The sequence below is a fragment of the Nocardioides sp. S-1144 genome (assembly GCF_005954645.2).
Classification (GTDB): domain Bacteria; phylum Actinomycetota; class Actinomycetes; order Propionibacteriales; family Nocardioidaceae; genus Nocardioides; species Nocardioides dongxiaopingii.
Genome location: NZ_CP040695.2, coordinates 3,917,142 through 3,936,006 on the forward strand (window position 1 = coordinate 3,917,142; position 18,865 = coordinate 3,936,006).

The following is an 18,865-nucleotide window of genomic DNA, read 5'->3' on the forward strand; positions in this document are numbered from 1 at the left end:
GAGGCTACGGCGTGGACGGCAGTGGTGCCGTTCCGCCCCGGCCGCGGCCGCCCGGGTCTAGCATCGCGAGGGTGGCCGGCTCCCGGATCGCACGACGACGACGACGCACCGCCCGCACGACGGAGACGAGCCCGTCGACGCGGTCGCCGGCCGCCACGCCCAGCCCTCCCGAGGACCCCGACGCCGTCGCGCGCCTCGCCGAGGCCCACCCCGTGCCGGGTCCGGGGACCGAGCCCACCCGGATCCGTCGCCTCCAGGGTGACCACGGCGACCGGGGCGACCGGGGCGACCGGGGCACCGACGGCGGACCCGGGACACCGGGCGGTCCGGACCTGGCCGCCGCCCTGCGCCAGCAGCGCGCCCGCGCGACCGGGAGGTCGCGCGCCGACGTCGACCAGGAGGCGGCCCAGGAGGGCGCGCAACGCGCGCACGGCGAGGCGCTGCTCACCTCCTCGGGCCAGCGGGCGACCGCGGAGGCGCAGCAGTTCGGGCTGGGCGGCGGCGTCGACCACCAGCGCATCGGCGCCACCGTCACCCGGAACCGCGCGCTGGGCGCGACCGGCTTCGAGGAGCTGCTCGCCGGGCGCCGGGCCCGCACGGAGGCGATGACGCCCGTGTCGGGCGCGACACCGGCGCTCGACGACCACCAGGGCGGGCTCGCGGACCGGGAGGCCCGCCTCGCGGAGCTCGGCGAGCTGCGCACCGAGGCTTCCCGCCGCAGGGACGGGCTGGCCGCCGTGCTCGCCGGGGCGCGGCAGACCGCGGCCGAGGCGGTCGCGGTCGCCAGCTGGGACCAGGACGCCCTCGACCAGCTCGCGTCGGCCGCCTCCGCGGCCCTGGCCGGGCTGAGGGTGAGCAGCCTCGAGACCCCCGAGCAGGTCGAGGCCGGGCTCGGCGCGGTGCAGGCCGCGATCATGCCGCTCCTCGAGCGGGCCCGCGAGGACATCGCCTGGATGGAGCGGCTGCAGCCACGCACCGAGACCGAGATCCGGGAGGGGGTCGAGGAGTTCCGGACCACGGGCTCGACCGACGTCATGAACAGCGCGATGTGCCAGCTGTGGCAGAACATCCTCTCCCTCGGACCGGCGATCCCGCGGGACGGCGTCCTCGTGGAGGCCAAGTTCGACGGCCTCTCCAGCGAGATCGACCGCAAGACCTCCTTCGACCCCGGCAGGGCGACCGCCGCCCTGACCTCGGGCACGCCGAGGCAGAAGGCCGACCTGGTCGAGCAGCTGCAGAAGCGGGCCTCGACCAAGCGCTCCATCACCGAGGTGCTCAAGGTCGGCTACGACACCAAGAAGCTCCTCACGATCGTGAACCGGCTCGCCAGCGTCGACGGCCTCGCGACCGCGATGGCCCACACGACCCCGGACGACCTCGACCAGATCACCCAGCGCTGCCGGGACACCAAGGTCCTCCTGCGGATCTACCGGGCGGCGAGGCTCGACGGGGCACGGGTGGTGAAGTGGCTCGTCACCAGCGCCCGGCACGACGCCGCGGACCTCGACGCCTACCTCGCGCGCGGTGGCCGGGCGTGGCTCGACGAGACCTGCGGCCCTCCGGCGCTCCCGGCCGGGGTCACCAAGGAGGACATCGTCCGCGACGCGCAGCCGAAGGAGGGCTCGGCGCGGCCACCGACGAACGGCTTCGCCGGCAACCGGAGGTTCACCAACCAGGGGAAGCTGCCCGACATGCTGCTGCCGGCGAGGACCGCCGAGAACAAGGCCATCACCTACCGGGAGTACGACGTGCAGCGCTACCGACCCGGCGTCGACCGGGGCAGTCGACGGTTCGTCAAGGGCAGCGACGGCCGCTTCTACTACACCGACGACCACTACCAGACGTTCCGCAAGTTCGCGCCGTGAGGCTGACCGCGCCCGAGGCGCTCCACGTCCAGGTCGAGGACCCCAGCGCCTTCGCCGAGACCTACACCCGGCTCCAGGGCGAGTACCCGGACGCCCGCACCTGGCGGGTGCGGGGCGACCGCATGGCGACCGCCCGCGCCGCGTTCGACGAGCTCGGCGCCGCGCTGCAGCTCCCGTACTACTTCGGCGGCAACTGGGCCGCCCTCGAGGACTGCCTCCTCGACCTCGACTGGGCGCCCGCGACCGACTACCTGCTGCTGGTCTGCGACGCGCACCTGGCCCTCGCGGACGAGCCCGACCAGCTGCCGAGCCTCCTGGGCTCGCTGGTCCGGGCCCACGAGGCCTGGCAGCCGCGCTCGTTCCGCACCGTCCTGCAGGTGCCCGCCGGGGCCGACGACGCGCTCTGGTCGCGGCTGGCGCAGGCCGGACAGGCCACCGCCGTGTAGACAGGGGCCGTGGACGCCACCGCCGCCGGCCGCACGGCCCGCACCCTCGAGACGCTGCACGCCCTCAGCTACTTCGCCCCGGAGGTCGACGCCGAGCTCGTCGCGCTCGGCGTCCGGACCGGGAGGGCGACCTACTTCGCGTCGCGCTCGGCTCCCATGGGCGCCGTGGGCGCGGGCACCGTCACAGCGACGTTCTTCGTCTTCAACCCCACCCTGGTGGCCCGGCTCGTCCCGGCGGTCTGGGCGGCCGCGGCACCGGCCGACGTGGTCGCGGCCCGGTTCCGCGCGGTCGACGCGGCCTACCGCCGACTGCTGGGCGACGAGGCGGTCGCCGCGCCCGAGATCGCCGAGGCCGCCGACCTGACCCGCGCCGCCGTCGCCGGGTGCGACCCGGCCGGCCGGCCGCTCTACGCCGCGCACGCCGACCTCGCCTGGCCCGACGAGCCGCACCTCGCGCTGTGGCACGGGCTCAGCCTGCTGCGCGAGTACCGCGGCGACGGTCACGTCGCGGCGCTGCTCTCGCACGGTCTCACCGGCCTGGAGTCGCTGGTGACCCACACCGCGACCGGCACCGGCTTCACCGAGCCCGCGGCGAAGCTGACCCGCGGCTGGTCCGACGAGCAGTGGGCCGGGGCCGTCTCCTCGCTCGCCGAGCGCGGGCTCGTGGACGCCGGCGGCGGCCTCACCGAGGCCGGCGTCGCCCTGCGCGCCTCGATCGAGGCCGCGACCGACGAGCTGGCGCTGGCGCCGTGGGCGACCCTCGGCGAGGCCGGCCGCGAGCGGCTCGGCGCGATCGGCAAGCCGCTGGTGATCCGGGCGCTCAAGGCCGGGGCGTTCCCCGCCGGCGTCTTCGCCTGAGGACCGTCGCGTGCCCGAGGGCGACAGCGTCCACAAGCTCGCGCGGCGGCTCGACCGCTCGCTGCTCGGGCGCACCGTCGTCCGCTCCGACCTGCGGGTCCCGAGGCTGGCGACCCGCGACCTGGCCGGGCGCCGGGTCCTCGAGCACGCCACCCACGGCAAGCACCTGCTGACGCGGTTCTCCGGCGACGTGACCCTGCACAGCCACCTGCGGATGGACGGCGAGTGGTCGGTCACCGGGCCCGGCAAGCAGCTGCCGCGGCGGCTGCAGCACGAGGTCCGGCTGGTGCTGGTGCTCGACTCCGGCTCGACGGCGTGGGGACTGCGGCTGCACGACCTGGCCCTGGTGGCCACCACCGACGAGGCCTCGATCATCGGCCACCTCGGGCCCGACCCCCTGCGGGAGGACTGGGACGCCGCAGAGGCGGTGCGCCGGCTGCGCACCGACCCCTCGCTGCCGTTGGTCTCGGCGCTGCTCGACCAGACCCGGGTGGCCGGCCTCGGCAACCTGTGGGTCAACGAGCTCGCCTTCCTCACCGGCGTCAGCCCCTGGACGCCGATCGGCTCGGTCGACGTCGAGCGGCTGGTCGCGCGCGCCGCGACGGCGCTGCGCCACTCCGCCCTGGTGCCCGGGGCCTACCAGGTCACCACCGGCTCCAGCCGGCGCGGCGAGGACCACTGGGTCGCCGGCCGGCAGCGGCGTCCGTGCCTGCGCTGCGGCACCGAGGTGCGGATGGTCGCCGAGCTCGCGAACGACCCGGCGAACCGCCGCACCTGGTGGTGCCCGCACTGCCAGCCCGGCCCGGGCCCCGAGACGCGACGACCGGCCTGAGGGCCGCGCCGGTCAGGGTCAGGGGCAGTCGATCGAGACGTCGGAGACGCGCACCAGGCGCGGCCGGTCGACGTCGTCCTCGACCTTGCCGGTGGCCCACCAGAGCCGGATGCCCTCACCGTGGACCTCGAGGACGGCGAGGTTGTTGTCGAACCAGGGGCCCTCGACCAGCCGCCACGAGAACGGGGCGTCGGGCACCTTCGCCGACCGGGCCACGACGTGGCCGAGCGGGCCGGCGACGCCGTAGGAGAGGGCGGCGGTGGCGAAGCGCCACTTGCGCGAGAGCGGGTTGCGGATCGGCGAGCAGACCGCCTGGAGGATCCGGCTGCGCACGCCGGGCAGCGGCTTCACCGCCGACAGGTAGCTGTGGTGGACGTCGCCGGAGAGGAAGGTGATCGTCGCCGGGGCCCGGCCGCGCTCGCCGCGGCCGACCTCGAGGGTCATCCGGGCGACCTCGCCGAAGCCCTTCTGGAACGCCGCCCAGTGCTCGAGGTCGACGGTCTGGCGGATCTTCTCGCCCAGGCCGGTCAGACGCCGTCCCCAGCCGCCGCCGGCGAGGGCCTCGGAGAAGGCCTCCACGTAGTGCAGCCCCGGCGCCAGCAGGAACGGCAGCGAGGTCGCCACGAGCAGGTGGTCGACGTCGCCGCGCAGCTGGCCGTCGAGCCAGGCCAGCTCCTCGTCGTCGAGGATGCTGCGCTCGTCGTCCTCGAGCACCCGCGCCGCCCGGGAGTCGACGACGACCAGGCGGGCCTGCGGGCCGAGGTCGCGCGCGAAGCTCCAGCGGTACGACGTCGGCTCCTGGTCGGCGCGGTCGGCGAAGGCGTCGAGGACGTCGCTGACGTCGAAGCCCGGCTCGTCGGCGTGCTCGACGACCAGTGACCAGATCGCGTCGTCGGCGCGCTCGGACGGCGTCATGTTGCCCAGGTGCTGGTAGACCCAGTACGACGCCAGCCCGCCGACGATCCGGTCGTGCCACCACGAGGTGGCCTCCATCTCGTCCTTCCAGGCGCGCGAGGTGTTCCAGTCGTCGCGGATGTCGTGGTCGTCGAAGATCATCAGGCTGGGCAGCGTCGAGAGCAGCCAGCGGTTGACCGGGTCCGACCAGGCGAGCCGGTAGAGGTGGGCGTACTCCTCGTAGTCCTTGAGCTCGTCGCCCGGCTCGCTGTCGAGACCGCGGCGCTGCTCGATGAAGGCCTGCATCTCCTTCGTGGTCTCGTCGGCGTAGACCTGGTCGCCCAGGAACGCCACCAGGTCGGGCCAGCGCGGCCCGTCGCCGTGGGAGCGGTCCGGGTCGTCGGCGCCGGCGTCGGTGAGGCCCGCCATCCGCAGCGCGAAGGCCCGCAGGGCGTCGACGCCGTGGGTGGCGTTGCCCTTCTCGTCGTGACCGACCGAGGTGCGGCACGAGCCGTAGGCCAGGCGCAGGGGCTTGCCGTGGTCGAGGGTCGGCACCACCGACGGCGGCAGGTCGGAGCCGGGGTCGGGCCACACCACCTCGTCGTCGACGGTCACGACGTAGGGGTAGCGCCGGCCGCGCTCGAGCCCGTCGAGGCAGACCATCGCGTAGTGGTGGCCGTGGACGGCGAACGACGCCGCCTCGGCCGAGGGGCCGCCCTCGGTCGTCACCCGCACCCGGGCGGGGCCGTCGACCTCCACCCAGATCGAGGCGGAGACCTCGTCGACGTGCCGGAGGAGGGGACCGAGCACGAGGGAGGTCATGCGGACATGCCTACCAGGAGCGGCCTCAGTCGCCCGGCCACTCGCCGGTCCAACGCTGGAACCCGCGTGCGGAGGCCCGCTGGAACAGCGCCTTCACCACGGCGAAGATGGCCCCCTGGATGGTCGCGGCGAGCACGACCTGGCCGAGGGAGTACTCCGACTCGAGCGGCTTGGGCGGGTCCTCGCTGTCGACCGGGACGACCTTGGTCCACACCACGGTGAAGACCTGGCGGGCGATGAGGGCGGCCACGATACTGCCCACGATGCCCCACGGCTTGTAGAGCACGCGGGCGGCCTTGCCGCCCTGCGCCTCGACCTTCGGCTGCTGCCTCACGACGACCGCCTCGACCGGACGACGCGCACGACCACGACGAGCAGGAGGACGGCGGCGCCACCGGCGGCCACCTTCACCCCGAGGTCCTTGGCCTGCGTCTTGCGCTCCTGTAGCCGCCCGGTCAGCTGGTCGACGGTGGCGGCGAGGTCGGCGCGGGTGCGCTCGATGTCGGCCTGGATGGCCTCGGGGTCGTTGGAGTCACTCATGGTGTCCGCCCTTCAACGTGTCGACGTCCTGCTTGACGCCCTCGACGGCCCGGGTGGGGGCGACTCCCCCGACCTCGCCCATCTCCTTCTTGCCGAGCAGCGCGGCGACCGCCGCGGCGGCCAGGACGACCACCGACACGATCAGCGCCGAGAGCCAGGCGGGCAGCACCTCGGCCAGACCCAGGACGGCGGTCGCGAGCAACCCGAGGACGCCGTACAGCGCGAGCAGCCCGGCGACGCCGAAGCCCGCGATGCCGGTGACGCCGTGCTTGACCTTCTGCGCGGTCTCGGCCTGGGCCAGGCGGATCTCGTCACGGATCAGCTGGCTCGACTGGTCCGAGAGCCGGGAGATCAGCTCCCCGGTGCTGGTGGCCTCGCCGGGCTGACCGGCCGGCTGCTGGGGATGACTCATTCCAGCGACGCTAGGCGCGGGCCCGGGCCCGGGGTCCACCCCTTCCGGTGACGTGTGTCCACGCGCGCGTGGCTACGTTCGAAGCATGGCTACTAGCACCGGCAAGCTCCGATACACCACCCCCGGCATCCCGACCGAGGACGCCGAGCGGGTCGTCGAACTGCTGCAGGGGCGGCTCCACGCCACCAACGACCTGCACCTGACCCTCAAGCACGTCCACTGGAACGTCGTGGGCCCGCACTTCATCGCCGTCCACGAGATGATCGACCCGCAGGTCGACGAGGTCCGCGCCTTCAGCGACTCGCTGGCCGAGCGGATCGCGACCCTCGGCGGCTCCCCGCAGGGCACGCCCGGCGTGCTGGTCGCGGAGCGCACCTGGGAGGAGTACTCCATCGGTCGCGCGACCACGCAGGAGCACCTCGGCGCCCTCGACCTCGTCTACCAGGGCGTGATCACCAGCTACCGCGACGCGATCAAGGAGCTCGAGGAGCTCGACGTCGTCAGCCAGGACATGCTCATCGGGCAGACCGACAAGCTCGAGCTGTTCCACTGGTTCGTCCGCGCGCACCTCGAGGACAAGAGCGGCGCGCTCAGCACCGCCGGCGCCGGCTCCGAGCAGGAAGCCGCCAGCGCCGCGGCCGAGTGATCCGCCGACCCGTCAGTGATCACTGACGGGTCACCGCACGTCCACCGCTGACCCGTCGCTGATCAGCGACGGGTCAGCGGTGATCTCAGGGGCGGGTGCGCAGGTCGACGGGTTGGCCGTCGGTGGGGAACGGCAGGGAGTGGTTGTTGAGCGGGGCGACGTAGGACGGGTCGACGCTCCACTCGTGGCTGCGCAGCAGGTGGTGCATGACCGCCTTGACCTCCATGCCCGCGAAGAACAGCCCCAGGCACTTGTGGACGCCGCCGCCGAACGGCTCCCACGCGAAGCGGTGGCTGCGGTCCTCGCGGCGGGCCTCGGAGAACCGCTCGGGGTCGAACGAGGTGGGGTCGGTCCACAGGTCCGGGCGCAGGTGCGAGAACTGGGCGGCGACGATCACGAACGTGTCGGCCGGGATCCGCACCCCCTCGACGACGACGTCCTTGACCGTCTGGCGCACCACGACCGGCACCGGGGCGCGCAGCCGCAGGCACTCCTTCATCACCAGGTCGAGCGAGGTGAGTCCGTCGAGCTCGGCGAGGCTCGGCCGGGGGCCGAGGGCCGCCGACTCGGCGCGGCAGCGCTCCTGCCACCCGGGGTGCTGGCCCAGGTGCTGCAGCATCGTCGAGAGCGTGATGGTCGAGGTGTCGTGCGCGGCCATCATCAGGAAGATCATGTGGTTGACGACGTCGTCGTCGGAGAACCGCTCGCCACCGTCGGTCTCGATGTGGCACAGCTGGGAGAACAGGTCGTCGGTCAGCCGGGCCCGGCGCGAGGGCAGGTAGTGCCGCAGCCACTGCTCGAGCACCTCGCGGCCGCGGTGGGCGCGACCCCACCGGGTCAGCGGCAGGTCCTTGCGCACCATCGCCCCGGCGGCCTGCACGCACGCGACGAAGGCGCGATTCACCCGCTCCATCTCCTCCGGCGTCGCGTCCTCGGCGCCGCCCATGAAGATGTCGGCGGCGATGTCGAGGGTCAGCTGCTTGAGCGCCGGGTAGGACCGGAAGCCGGACGCCGGCGCCCACGTCGCGAGGCCCCGCTCGATCGCGGGGTGCATGCCGCCCGCGTACCCCTCCAGCCGTGGGCGGGTGAACGCCTCCTGCATGATCCGCCGGTGCAGCCGGTGCTCGTCGAAGTCGAGGAGCATCAGGCCGCGGTCGAAGAACGGGCCGACGAGCTGCGACCAGGCCGGGCCGTTGGCGAAGGCCTTCTCGCCGTTCTGGAACGCCGCCTGGCAGGCGTCCGGGCCGAGCAGCATCACCCACGTGCCGCCGAGCCCCCGCAGCGGCGCGACCGGCCCGTAGTGCTCCCACTGCCGCTCGAACAGCGCGACCGGGTCGCGGGCGTAGGCGAGGGCACGGCCCAGGACCGGCAGGCCGCGGTCCTCGCGTCGGATCTGCGGGAGCTCGCGGACGGTCACATAACTCAGGTTACGCTGCCGCGCCGGCCAACGCCCGGAACCGGCGCAGCCGCAGGCTGTTGAGCACCACGAAGACCGACGAGAACGCCATCGCGGCGCCGGCGATCATCGGGTTGAGCAGCCCGAGGGCGGCGAGCGGGATCGCGGCCACGTTGTAGCCGAACGCCCAGAACAGGTTGCCCCGGATCGTGGCGAGCGTGCGCCGCGAGAGCCGGACGGCGTCCGCGACGACCCGCAGGTCGCTGCGGACCAGCGTCAGGTCGCTGGCCTCGATGGCGACGTCGGACCCGCTGCCCATCGCGATGCCGAGGTCGGCCTGCGCGAGCGCGGCCGCGTCGTTGACGCCGTCGCCGACCATCGCGACCGCCCGGCCGGTGTCCTGGTAGCGGCGCACGACGTCGACCTTGCCGGCGGGCAGCACGCCGGCGACCACGCTGTCGGCGTCGATCCCGACGTCGGCCGCCACGGCCCGCGCGACCGTCTCGTGGTCACCGGTGAGCAGCACCGGGGTCAGGCCGAGGTCGCGCAGCCGGCGCACCGCCTCCGCGGCCTCGGGCTTGACGGCGTCCGCGACGACCAGGACGCCGCGCGCCGCGCCGTCCCAGCCCACGGCGACCGCGGTGCCGCCGTGCGCGCGGGCGTCGTCGAGCGCGGCCTCGAGGTCGGCCCCGAGCCGCAGGCCGTGGTCGGCCAGCAGTGACGGCCGGCCGACGACGACGTCGTGCCCGTCGACGCTGCCGGTGACGCCGAGGCCCTCGACGTTCACGAAGGAGGTCACCGGCAGCAGGCCCCCGACGGACCCGGCACCGGCCGCGACCGCGCGGGCGACCGGGTGCTCGGAGGCGTGCTCGAGCGAGGCCGCGAGCCGCAGCACGCGGTCGGCGTCCTCACCGGCGGCCGGGACGACGCCGCGCAGCGTCATCGTGCCGGTGGTGACGGTGCCGGTCTTGTCGAGCAGCACGACGTCGACGGCGCGGGCCCGCTCGAGCGCCTCCGGACCCTTGACCAGGATCCCGAGCTGGGCGCCGCGGCCGGTGCCGACGAGCAGCGCGGTCGGCGTCGCGAGCCCGAGCGCGCACGGGCAGGCGATCACCAGCACGGCGACCGCGGCGGTCACCGCGGCGGCGGTGCCGGCCCCGGTGCCGATCCAGAACCCGAGGGTGGACGCGGCCAGGGCGAGGACGACGGGCACGAAGACGCCGGAGATCCGGTCGGCGAGCCGCTGGGCGGCCGCCTTGCCGTTCTGCGCGTCCTCGACGAGCCGGGCCATCTGGGCCAGCTGGGTGTCGGAGCCGACCCGGGTCGCGCGGACGACGAGCCGCCCACCGACGTTCACGGTCGCACCGACGACGGCGTCACCGACGCCGACCTCCACCGGCACCGACTCGCCGGTCAGCAGCGAGGCGTCGACCGCCGAGCCGCCGTCGGTGACGACGCCGTCGGTGGCGACCTTCTCCCCCGGCCGGACGACGAACAGGTCGCCCACCGCCAGGTCGGCCGCCGGGACCCGCCGCTCGGGACCGCCGGGCCCGTCGGGCAGGACGGCGACGTCGCGGGCCCCGAGGTCGAGCAGCGCGCGCAGCGCGGCGCCGGCGCGGCGCTTCGAGCGCGCCTCGACGTAGCGGCCGGTGAGCACGAGCGTGGTGACGCCGGCCGCGGCCTCGAGGTAGATCATCGCGGCGCCGTCGCCGCGCTCGACCACGAACCGGAACGGGTGGGTCATGCCGATCTCGCCGGCGGTGCCGAGCAGCAGCGCGTACAGCGACCAGCCGAACGCCGCCAGCGTGCCGACCGAGACGAGGGTGTCCATGGTGGCCGCGCCGTGGCGCAGGTTGGTCCAGGCGGCGCGGTGGAAGGGCAGCGCTCCCCACACGACGACCGGCGCGGCCAGGGTGAGCGAGAGCCACTGCCACCCGTCGACCTGCAGCGCCGGCACCATCGCCATCGCCACGACCGGGATGCTGAGCGCGGCCGAGACGAGCACCCGCTCGCGCAGGCTGCGGGTCGGGTCGACGTCCGCCGCGGCGGGCGTCTGGTCGCCCTCGTTCCGGGCGACCGGGACGGTGGCGACGTACCCGGCGGCCTCGACGGCGCGCACCAGCTCGTCGGTCGTGACGCCGTCGGCGTGGGAGACGCGGGCCTTCTCGGTGGCGTAGTTGACCGACGCCTCGACGCCGTCGAGCTTGTTGAGCTTGCGCTCGATCCGGTTCGCGCAGGACGCGCAGGTCATGCCGGTGATGGCCAGGTCAGTGGTCGTCATGGTCAGCCTCCAGGAGGAAGGACGCGGTGCGGACGACGTCGTCGTGCCGGAAGTCGAGGTGGAGCCGGTAGCGGCCCGCGCTCGGCACCTCGGCGGTGAAGGCGACGGTGGGGCCGCTCGCCCCCTCCTCGGGGTGCACGTGCAGGTGGGCGAGGTCGCCCTCGCGGAGCGCGACGAGGTGGCCGAAGGCGCCGAGGTAGGGCTGGAGGTCGGTCACCGGGACGCCGTCGCGGGAGACGGTGAGCTCGAGCGTGGAGTGGTCGCCGGCGACGAGGTCGCCGGTCAGGGTCACGGTGTAGTCGTCGACGGTCGCGGTGCGGGTGACCGGCGGCGCGGGCGCGACGTCGGAGGGTCCGGGCACGAGCAGGTCGGCGCCGAGGACGAGGCCCGCGTCGTCCTGCCCGGTGTCGGCGGTGTCGGCGGGCGCGAAGTCGGCGATGAGTCGCCAGGCGGACGGGGTCAGGTCGAGCGGTACCCGCCAGGTGCCGTCGGCGCCGAGCTCGGGGTGGACGTGCTGGAAGCCGGTGCCGTCGCGCCGCACGGCGACCAGGTGCAGCCGCCTCTCGTGCTCGACGCGGTAGTCGGTGACGGCGTCGCCGTGCTCGTCGGTGATCCGGAAGGCGACCTCGCGGGTGCCGGGCCGCAGCGTCGTGCGGTCGAGCTCGAGGGTGTAGCCGTCCTGGCTGGTCGCGAGGCCGCCCGGGAGGCCGGGCTCCTCGGCGTCGGTGCCGTGCCCACCTCCGTCGTCGTCGCCGCCGTCGCCGGAGTGGACGTCGCCGGCGTGGGCGACCTCACGGCCGTCGGCCGGCCCGACGGGGCCGACCGGTCCGGTCGCCCGCCCGATGCCGACCGCCGCCGCGAAGACGACGACCAGGCCGAGGGCGAAGACCGCGAGTCGGCCTGGGGTGCTCATGTGAGGGTGTAGCCGGCTTCCTCGACGGCGGCGCGGACGGCGTCGTCGGGGAGGGGCTGGTCGCTGGTGACGGTCACGGCGCCGCTCCCCAGGTCGACCGCGACGTCGGTGACGCCGGGGACCTCGGTGAGCTCCTCGGTGACCGAGGCGACGCAGTGCTGGCAGGTCATGCCGGTGACGGTGTAGGTGCTGGTCGACATGGTGGTTCCTCTCGGTGTGGTGCGGGGGTCAGGACCGGACCAGGCGCGCGATCGCCGCGGACGCCTCCTTGAGCTTGTGCTCGGCCTCGGGTCCACCGGCCCTGGCGGCGTCGAGGACGCAGTGGGCCATGTGCTCGTCGACGAGCCCGAGCGCGACGGCCTGCAGCGCCTTCGTGGCCGCGGAGACCTGCGTGAGGATGTCGATGCAGTACGTGTCGTTCTCGATCATCCGCTCGATGCCGCGCACCTGGCCCTCGATGCGCTTCATCCGCTTGAGGTAGTCGTCCTTGCGGCTGGCGTAGCCCGGTGCGTGGTCCATGCCTCTACCGTACCCCCCTAGGGTACCCGAAACAAGCCCGGGCGTGCTCCACCTACGGCGCGCCCGGAGCGCGCCGTCCCGGCCCGGCTCAGGCCCGGTTCGGGTCGCGCTGCTCCTCGCGGTCGAAGCTGATCGACCGGCGGGCGTTGACCAGGGAGGTCACCACGACCTCGCCGACCGGCCCCTCCCGGTCGAAGACGGCCGCGGTGCCGACGGCGATCCCGTCGACCTCGACCCGGTCGAGCGCGGCCAGCCCGACCTCGGTGCCGCGCGGCAGCCGGGCGAGCGCGAGCGTGACGTCGGTGTTGATGTGCTGCACGCCGGCGCTGCCCCAGTTGAGCACCAGGCTGGCGCCGTCCGCCGTCGCCGCGGCGGCCTGGAACGGCGTCAACCGCTCGCCGGCGACCACCGGGACGGCGGCGTTCCACGACGTCTTGCGCCCGGCGTTCTGGTGCTGCCGGAAGTCCTGGGACCAGGGGGCGTCGCTGCGCAGGAACGGCACGGCGGGAGCGTCGGTCGGCGGGGCGACGTCCTCGGGCGGCGGGCTCGGCCGCTCGGTCGGCTCCCAGACCGACGCGTCGGTCGACTCGGTGGCCTTGAGGAAGAGCACCGAGGCCCGCGCGACGCGCTCGCCGTGCTGGCTCAGGGCGACGTCGACCAGGCAGATCCGCGCGCTCTCGCGCACCACCTCGGCCGTCAGGGTGCACGGCTCGAACCGCGCGGGCCGGAACAGGTCGACGGTGTGCCGCGCCGGCCGCAGGTCGTCGCGGCCCAGCGCGGCCAGGGTGCGCTCGGCGGTGCGGGCCAGCGCCCCGCTGACCGCGACGCCGTGCAGCTGCTCGCGCGACCACGAGCTGCGGGCCAGGTCGGTCGGCGCCAGCGCGCCATCGGACCCGCCGGCTGCCCCGTGAATGGGCCCCTCGGTGGGCCCGTCCGCGGGCTCGACGAGGGTGAAGAACGAGAGCGAGGAGAGGTCCACCCGGCGGACGTTAACCACCCCCGCCGGGCGGATCTCCCTCTGGGGCGCTCCCTAGACGCCCCGGGTCCGCAGCTCGCGGCGCAGGATCTTGCCGGTGACGGTCTTGGGCAGCTCGTCGATGACGACCACCTCGCGGGGGTACTTGTAGGCCGCCATCCGTTCCTTGCAGTGCGCGACGAGCTCCTCCGGCGTGGCGCTGGTGCCGGGCTTGAGGCTGACGAAGGCCTTGACGGTCTCGCCGCGCCGCTCGTCGGGCACCCCGATCACGGCGGCCTCACGGACGGCGGCGTGCTCGGCCAGGACGTCCTCGACCTCGCGCGGCCAGACCTTGTAGCCGGAGGCGTTGATCATGTCCTTCTTGCGGTCGACGATGAAGATCCAGCCCTCGGGGCTCATGAACCCCACGTCGCCGCTCTTCAACGCTCCCCCGGGCAGGTTCGCCGCCGTCTCGTCGGGCTTGCCCCAGTAGCCGGCCACCACCTGCGGCCCGTCGGCGACGATCTCGCCGACCTCGCCGAGCGGGACGTCGTGGCCCACCTCGTCCTGGATCCGCACGATCGTGCCGGGCACCGGGGTGCCGACCGAGAGCGCACCCGAGGTCGGGTCGACCGGCGACGGCGTCCCGAACGGCGTCAGGGTCATCGGGCTGGTCGTCTCGGTGAGGCCGTAGGCGTTGTGCACCTGCAGCCCGGTCGCGGCCAGGAAGGCCTTCTCGGCCGTCGGGGAGATCGCCGCCCCGCCCGAGTAGGTCGAGGTGAACGAGGCGAAGTGGTCCTTCGTGAACGCCGGGGCGTTGAACAGCGCGTTGAACGCGGTGATCGCCCCGATCGTGTAGGTGGGCCGGTGCTCGAGGAGCGCGTCGAGGACGACGTTCGGCTCGAAGCGGTAGGCCAGCACCAGCGGCGCCGGCGCGTCGAAGCTGGCGCCGATGTGCCCGATCAGCCCGGTGATGTGGAACAGGGGCGCGATCCCGAAGATCGACCCGCCGCGCTGGAACCGGGCCCACTCGCGGTAGACCCGCGAGGTGAACACGACGTTGCGGTGGGTGTTCATCGCGCCCTTGGGCACCCCGGTGGTGCCGGAGGTGTAGGTGAGGAAGGCGACGTCGTCGCCGGCCAGCACGACCGGCGGCGGCACCTCGCCGGCGTGCTGCGCGACGAGCGTGGCGAGGTCGGTCGTGCCCTCGTGCCGCTGCCGGGTGATCCCGGCGAAGAGCCGCGGGTCGTCGCGCGTCTGGTGGTCGAGCTCGCTGGTGGTGAGCACGAGCCGCACCGCGGTGTCGGGCACGACGTCGCGGCCGACCTCGTCGTACAGCGACTCGAGCGCGACCAGCACGGTCGCGCCCGAGTCCTGCAGCAGGTAGGACAGCTCGCGGGCGCGGCTCATCGGGTTGATCGAGACCAGCACGCCGCCGGCCTTCCAGGTCGCGAGCATGCAGACGACGAACTGCGGCACGTTCTGCAGGTAGACCGCGAGCCGCTCGCCGGCACCGAACCCGCCCGCCAGCAGGGCGCTGGCGAGCGCGTCGCTCTGGGCGTCGAGCTCGCGGCGGGTCAGCGTGCCGTCGAAGTAGACGACGGCGACGCCGTCCGGGTCGGCGGCCAGCCCGGCCCGGAACATCTCCAGCGCGTTCGGGTGCTCCGAGTCCAGGTCGGGCGGCAGGTCGCCGTACAGCGACAGCCAGGGCCGTTCGTCGTAGACGCTCACGGGCGACTACTTGATGACGATCGGGTTGACCGGCGAGCCGCTGCCGAGGGCCACCTTGAGGGGCGCGGCGGCGTAGAAGAGCTCGTAGACGCCGTCCTCGGCGCAGTCGGCGGCGAGCTTCTCGAGGTCGGCGATCTCGGTGAGGGTGACCCCGAGGTTGCGCATCAGCGCGTTGTGGAGCACCAGGGCCACGCCGTTGTTGGGGTCGAAGGTGACCTCGTTGGCGATCGTGTCGGTCACCAGGTTGGGGATCTCCATGTCGGCGAACCACTGCACCAGCTCGGGGCTGTAGACCAGGCCCGGCTCGCAGAAGCCCTCGTAGAACTTGTCGCCGAGCTCGAAGAAGAGCTGGAGGTAGTTGGTGCGGATGATGAGGATGTCGCGCTTGCGCAGCTCGACCCCCTGCGCCTCCGCGCACGCGACCAGGTCCTCGTGGGTGTAGGTCTCGGCCGCCTCGAGGGTCGGCTTGCCGCGGAAGCGGGCCATGTCGAGCAGCACCGCGCGCCCGACGACCCCCTTCTCGGCGATCGGCTGGATGCTGGCCTTGTCGAGGCCGCCGACGGTGGTGCGGGCGTCGTAGCCGTTCCAGATCTGGCCGCCGTACCAGACGTGGCCGAGGGCGTCGTACTGCGTGGAGCCCTGCAGGAAGGCGTTGATCTTGTCGTCGGCGTAGTGCAGTCCGCCGGGGAAGGCCGGCGCGTCGTCGCCGTCCCAGCTCGACTCGTCGAGGATCTGGGTGCGCTCGGCCGGCGTGCGGCCCGGCCACACCGGGTCGCCCTTGGGGTCGCCGATCAGGCGCTGCAGGGTGAACACCTTGCCGCTGGAGATCAGCGACGCCGCGGCGACGACCTGCTCCGGGCCGAGGTAGTTCAGCGCGCCGACCTCGTCGTCGTCGCCCCACTTGCCCCAGTTGGACGGCGAGTCGGCCAGGAGGTCGGTCAGGTCGGGTGCGTCGGTCATCGAGCATGCCTTTCGTCGGGCGGGTGCGCGGGAGTGCTGAACCGTGGTGATCGAACGTTCTGACGGGTTCAGTGAGATGAGCGTCACAACGATCCGGGCGCGCGTCAACCCCCGTTCTCGCCCGGCGACAGGGGCCCGGGCGGAGTTCGGTCAGGCTGAACGCGGGGGCGGCTCAGCGGGTCGGGCGCATCAGGTCGCGGGCCATGGCGGCGTACTCCGCGGCGATCTCGGCGGGCGGCTGCGACCCCTCGGGTGAGTACCAGTAGGGCAGCGCCATGCACATGGTGGCGACCGCCCGGGCCGCGTGGTGGGGCAGCGCGACCCCGAAGGTGCCGTCGTCGACGGCCGCGGCGGCGGCGGCGTCGAGGGCGGCCTGGATGCGGCGCCGCGTGGCGGCGTTGCGCCGGCGGTCGGGGGCCTCGAGGCTGCGCACCTCGGTGGCCACGATGAACGCCGCCTCGGCGCGCACGGCGTGGAAGAGGGCGAGCGCCTCGACCATCCGCTCGAAGCGGTCCGCGGGGGTGGCCGCCTCCGCGCCCGCGCTCAGCACGCGCCAGGTGAGGTCCTCCATCACCAGGTCCACCAGCGCGACCAGCAGGCTCTGCTTGCTGCGGTGGTGGTGGTAGATCCCGGCGATGCTGATGTCGGCGGCCGCGGCGATCATCCGCATGGTGGCGCCGTGGTAGCCGGTCTCGCGCAGGACGCCGACCGCGGCGGCCAGCACGGGGTCGAGGGCGAGCGGCGGGAACGCGCGCCAGTCCCGGTGCCCGGCCGGAGGGGTCGCGGGCCCGGCACCGACCGGTGGCGCGAGCAGTCGCGCCGGCGAGACGTCGAGCACCACCGCGATCTGCCGCAGCCGGACGACGGTGAGCCCGACCTTTCCGTTCTCGACCGCGCTCATGGTGCCGACGCTGACGCCGACCCGGTCGGCCAGCTCGCGCAGGGTCAGGCCCGCGGCGCGCCGCGCCTGCCGGACCGCGGCGCCGGCGTGCCGCTCGTCGTCCGCCGCGAGTTCAGTCACGCTGAACATCCTAGACCGGCGGACGGTCGCCCCGTCGCCACGCACCGGCGCCGGACGGGCGTCGGGCAGAATCGGGGCACGGGTGACCGAGCCACGACGAGGACCAGGGGGAACGGATGCTCCACGACGCGCGCCCGTGGCTCGCGCACTACCCGCCCGGCCGCCCCGCGACGTTCGTGCCCGACCACCCCGACGGGCTCTCGATGCTCGCCGCCGCCGTCGACGCCGTCCCCGACGGCGCGGCCGCCCACTACCGCGGGACGTCGCTCACCTGGGCCGAGCTCGACCGCGGCTCCGACGCCCTCGCCGCCCTGCTCGTGGCGCGGGGTTTCCGGCACGGCGACCGGCTCGCCCTGTGCGTGCAGAACGACCCCGCGTTCCTCCTCGGCCTCCTCGCGGCGTGGAAGGCCGGCGGGGCGGCCGCGCTGGTGAGCCCGATGCTCCGCGCGCGCGAGCTCGACCAGACCCTGCGCGACTGCGAGCCCGCCGCGCTGCTGGTCCTGGCCGACCTCTACGAGGACGTCACCCGCGCCGTGCTGGCCCCCGGTGACCTCGGCGTGCACACGGTCGTCACCGTCGCCGGCCCCGACACCGACCGCGGCGAGCCGGGCGACACGCTCGACCTGGCCGCGGTGCTGGCGACCGGCGCCGCGCCGCCCGCGCCGGCCCGCCCGCGACCCGGCGACGTCGCCGTCCTCGCCTACACCTCGGGCACGACCGGGCGGCCCAAGGCGGCGATGCTCACCCACGCGAACCTCGCCCACAGCGCCCAGACCTACCGCGACTGGTACGGCATCGCGCCCGGCGAGCCCGTGCTGGCGCTGTCGCCGGTCTTCCACGTCACGGGCCTGGTCGGCGGGGTGGTGCTCGCGCTGCTGCTCGGGTCGCCGGTCGTGCTCACCCACCGGATCACCCCGGACGCCGTCCTCGCGGCGGTCCGGGCCCACCGGCCGGCGTTCGCCGTCGCCTCGGTGACGGCCTACCTGGCCCTGGTCGACGACGGCCGCGCCGTCCCGGCGGACTTCACCTCCTTCCGGGTGCTCGCCTCCGGCGGGGCGCCCATCGAGCCGGCCGTCGCCGACCGCATCGAGGCGGCGACGGGGCACTACCTCCACAACGTCTACGGGCAGACCGAGACCACCTCGCCCTCGCACGCCGTGCCGCCCGGCGTCCGGGCCCCGGTCGACGAGGCGACCCGCTCGCTGTCGGTCGGCCTCCCGGTCTTCGGCACCGTCACCCGGGTCGTCGACGACCGCGGTCACGACGTGCCGGTCGGCGAGATCGGCGAGCTCGTCACCACCGGCCCCCAGGTGGCGGCCGGCTACTGGCGCAACCCCGAGGCCTCCGCCGAGTCGCTGCCCGACGGCGCGCTGCACACCGGCGACGTCGGCTTCATGTCGCCCGAGGGCTGGTTCCACGTCGTCGACCGGCGCACCGACATGATCATCGCCTCCGGCTACAAGGTGTGGCCGCGCGAGGTCGAGCAGGTGCTCGCCGGCCACCCCGCCGTCCGGGAGGTGGCCGTGGTGGGGATCCCCGACGACTACCGCGGCGAGTCGGTCAAGGCGTTCGTGGCCCTCCGCCCGGACGCCGTGGTGAGCGAGGCCGAGCTCGTGGGCTACTGCCGGGAGCGGATGGCGGCGTTCAAGTACCCGCGCGAGATCGAGCTGGTCGCGCGGCTCCCCCGCACCCTCACCGGCAAGGTGCTGCGGCGCGAGCTGCGCGCCTGACCGCGCGGGGGCGCCCCGCGCCCGCGGCGGCGGGGCCGGGCCGC

At 74.3% G+C, this 18,865-nt stretch carries 19 protein-coding genes; 6 read left to right on the forward strand and 13 right to left on the reverse strand.

Annotation, left to right across the window (positions count from 1 at the left end):
* Window positions 1–71 precede the first annotated feature (71 nt).
* From FE634_RS21410 to FE634_RS18455, 4 genes are read left to right on the forward strand one after another with little or no spacing between them, the layout of a single operon-like run.
* A complete protein-coding gene (locus FE634_RS21410) occupies window positions 72–1,865 on the forward strand; it encodes a ribonuclease domain-containing protein (protein WP_222847616.1) in 1,794 nt (597 codons plus the stop codon).
* The gene (locus FE634_RS18445; protein WP_138876720.1) at window positions 1,862–2,311 is read left to right on the forward strand and encodes a barstar family protein; all 450 of its coding nucleotides are present in this window, start codon (window positions 1,862–1,864) and stop codon (window positions 2,309–2,311) included. Before FE634_RS21410 ends, FE634_RS18445 begins: the two co-directional genes overlap by 4 nt.
* Window positions 2,312–2,320: 9 nt before the next feature.
* Window positions 2,321–3,169: an SCO6745 family protein gene (locus FE634_RS18450; protein WP_138876721.1), complete on the forward strand. Its 849-nt coding sequence runs from the start codon at window positions 2,321–2,323 to the stop codon at window positions 3,167–3,169.
* Between the two features lie 10 nt (window positions 3,170–3,179).
* Window positions 3,180–4,001 (forward strand): Fpg/Nei family DNA glycosylase, encoded by an 822-nt coding sequence (locus tag FE634_RS18455; protein WP_148240865.1) that lies wholly within the window; start codon window positions 3,180–3,182, stop codon window positions 3,999–4,001.
* Window positions 4,002–4,019: 18 nt separating this feature from the next.
* Here FE634_RS18455 and FE634_RS18460 read toward each other — a convergent pair whose 3' ends face one another.
* The 4 genes from FE634_RS18460 to FE634_RS18475 are packed head-to-tail and all read right to left on the reverse strand — an operon-like array spanning window position 4,020 to window position 6,669.
* A complete protein-coding gene (locus tag FE634_RS18460; protein ID WP_148240866.1) occupies window positions 4,020–5,717 on the reverse strand; it encodes an alkaline phosphatase D family protein in 1,698 nt (565 codons plus the stop codon).
* Between the two features lie 25 nt (window positions 5,718–5,742).
* On the reverse strand, window positions 5,743–6,051 hold the full coding sequence (locus FE634_RS18465; protein ID WP_137294510.1) for a DUF4235 domain-containing protein: 309 nt from the start codon (window positions 6,049–6,051) through the stop codon (window positions 5,743–5,745).
* A complete protein-coding gene (locus tag FE634_RS18470; RefSeq protein WP_138876722.1) occupies window positions 6,048–6,257 on the reverse strand; it encodes a DUF3618 domain-containing protein in 210 nt (69 codons plus the stop codon). Before FE634_RS18470 ends, FE634_RS18465 begins: the two co-directional genes overlap by 4 nt.
* The gene (locus tag FE634_RS18475; protein WP_137294508.1) at window positions 6,250–6,669 is read right to left on the reverse strand and encodes a phage holin family protein; all 420 of its coding nucleotides are present in this window, start codon (window positions 6,667–6,669) and stop codon (window positions 6,250–6,252) included. Before FE634_RS18475 ends, FE634_RS18470 begins: the two co-directional genes overlap by 8 nt.
* An 85-nt stretch (window positions 6,670–6,754) precedes the next feature.
* Between FE634_RS18475 and FE634_RS18480 the strand changes: the two genes are divergently transcribed.
* Window positions 6,755–7,315 (forward strand): Dps family protein, encoded by a 561-nt coding sequence (locus FE634_RS18480; protein ID WP_137294507.1) that lies wholly within the window; start codon window positions 6,755–6,757, stop codon window positions 7,313–7,315.
* A gap of 85 nt (window positions 7,316–7,400) precedes the next feature.
* Here the strand turns inward: FE634_RS18480 and FE634_RS18485 are convergent, their stop codons facing one another.
* From FE634_RS18485 to FE634_RS18525, 9 genes are all read right to left on the reverse strand, one after another.
* Window positions 7,401–8,732, reverse strand: a complete 1,332-nt coding sequence (locus FE634_RS18485; RefSeq protein WP_222847617.1) for a cytochrome P450 — start codon at window positions 8,730–8,732, stop codon at window positions 7,401–7,403.
* A 10-nt stretch (window positions 8,733–8,742) separates the two neighbouring features.
* A complete protein-coding gene (locus FE634_RS18490) occupies window positions 8,743–10,992 on the reverse strand; it encodes a heavy metal translocating P-type ATPase (RefSeq protein ID WP_138876724.1) in 2,250 nt (749 codons plus the stop codon).
* Complete coding sequence (locus tag FE634_RS18495; RefSeq protein WP_138876725.1) at window positions 10,979–11,905, reverse strand: hypothetical protein; 927 nt, start codon at window positions 11,903–11,905, stop codon at window positions 10,979–10,981. Before FE634_RS18495 ends, FE634_RS18490 begins: the two co-directional genes overlap by 14 nt.
* Window positions 11,902–12,105: a heavy-metal-associated domain-containing protein gene (locus tag FE634_RS18500; RefSeq protein ID WP_137294503.1), complete on the reverse strand. Its 204-nt coding sequence runs from the start codon at window positions 12,103–12,105 to the stop codon at window positions 11,902–11,904. Before FE634_RS18500 ends, FE634_RS18495 begins: the two co-directional genes overlap by 4 nt.
* Window positions 12,106–12,133: 28 nt before the next feature.
* The gene (locus tag FE634_RS18505) at window positions 12,134–12,424 is read right to left on the reverse strand and encodes a metal-sensitive transcriptional regulator (protein WP_137294502.1); all 291 of its coding nucleotides are present in this window, start codon (window positions 12,422–12,424) and stop codon (window positions 12,134–12,136) included.
* Between the two features lie 88 nt (window positions 12,425–12,512).
* On the reverse strand, window positions 12,513–13,403 hold the full coding sequence (locus tag FE634_RS18510) for a thioesterase family protein (RefSeq protein WP_262347484.1): 891 nt from the start codon (window positions 13,401–13,403) through the stop codon (window positions 12,513–12,515).
* A 51-nt stretch (window positions 13,404–13,454) separates the two neighbouring features.
* Window positions 13,455–15,110, reverse strand: a complete 1,656-nt coding sequence (locus FE634_RS18515) for an AMP-binding protein (protein ID WP_137294501.1) — start codon at window positions 15,108–15,110, stop codon at window positions 13,455–13,457.
* 6 nt (window positions 15,111–15,116) lie between these two features.
* A complete protein-coding gene (locus tag FE634_RS18520) occupies window positions 15,117–16,070 on the reverse strand; it encodes a cyclase family protein (RefSeq protein WP_137294500.1) in 954 nt (317 codons plus the stop codon).
* Window positions 16,071–16,242: 172 nt separating this feature from the next.
* Window positions 16,243–17,091 carry a TetR family transcriptional regulator gene (locus tag FE634_RS18525; protein ID WP_262347485.1) on the reverse strand — a complete coding sequence of 283 codons (849 nt, stop codon included), beginning with the start codon at window positions 17,089–17,091 and terminating at the stop codon, window positions 16,243–16,245.
* A gap of 116 nt (window positions 17,092–17,207) precedes the next feature.
* Between FE634_RS18525 and FE634_RS18530 the strand changes: the two genes are divergently transcribed.
* Entirely contained in the window at window positions 17,208–18,821 is a 1,614-nt protein-coding gene (locus FE634_RS18530) for a class I adenylate-forming enzyme family protein (RefSeq protein ID WP_137294498.1), read from the forward strand.
* The last annotated feature ends 44 nt before the right edge of the window (window positions 18,822–18,865 follow it).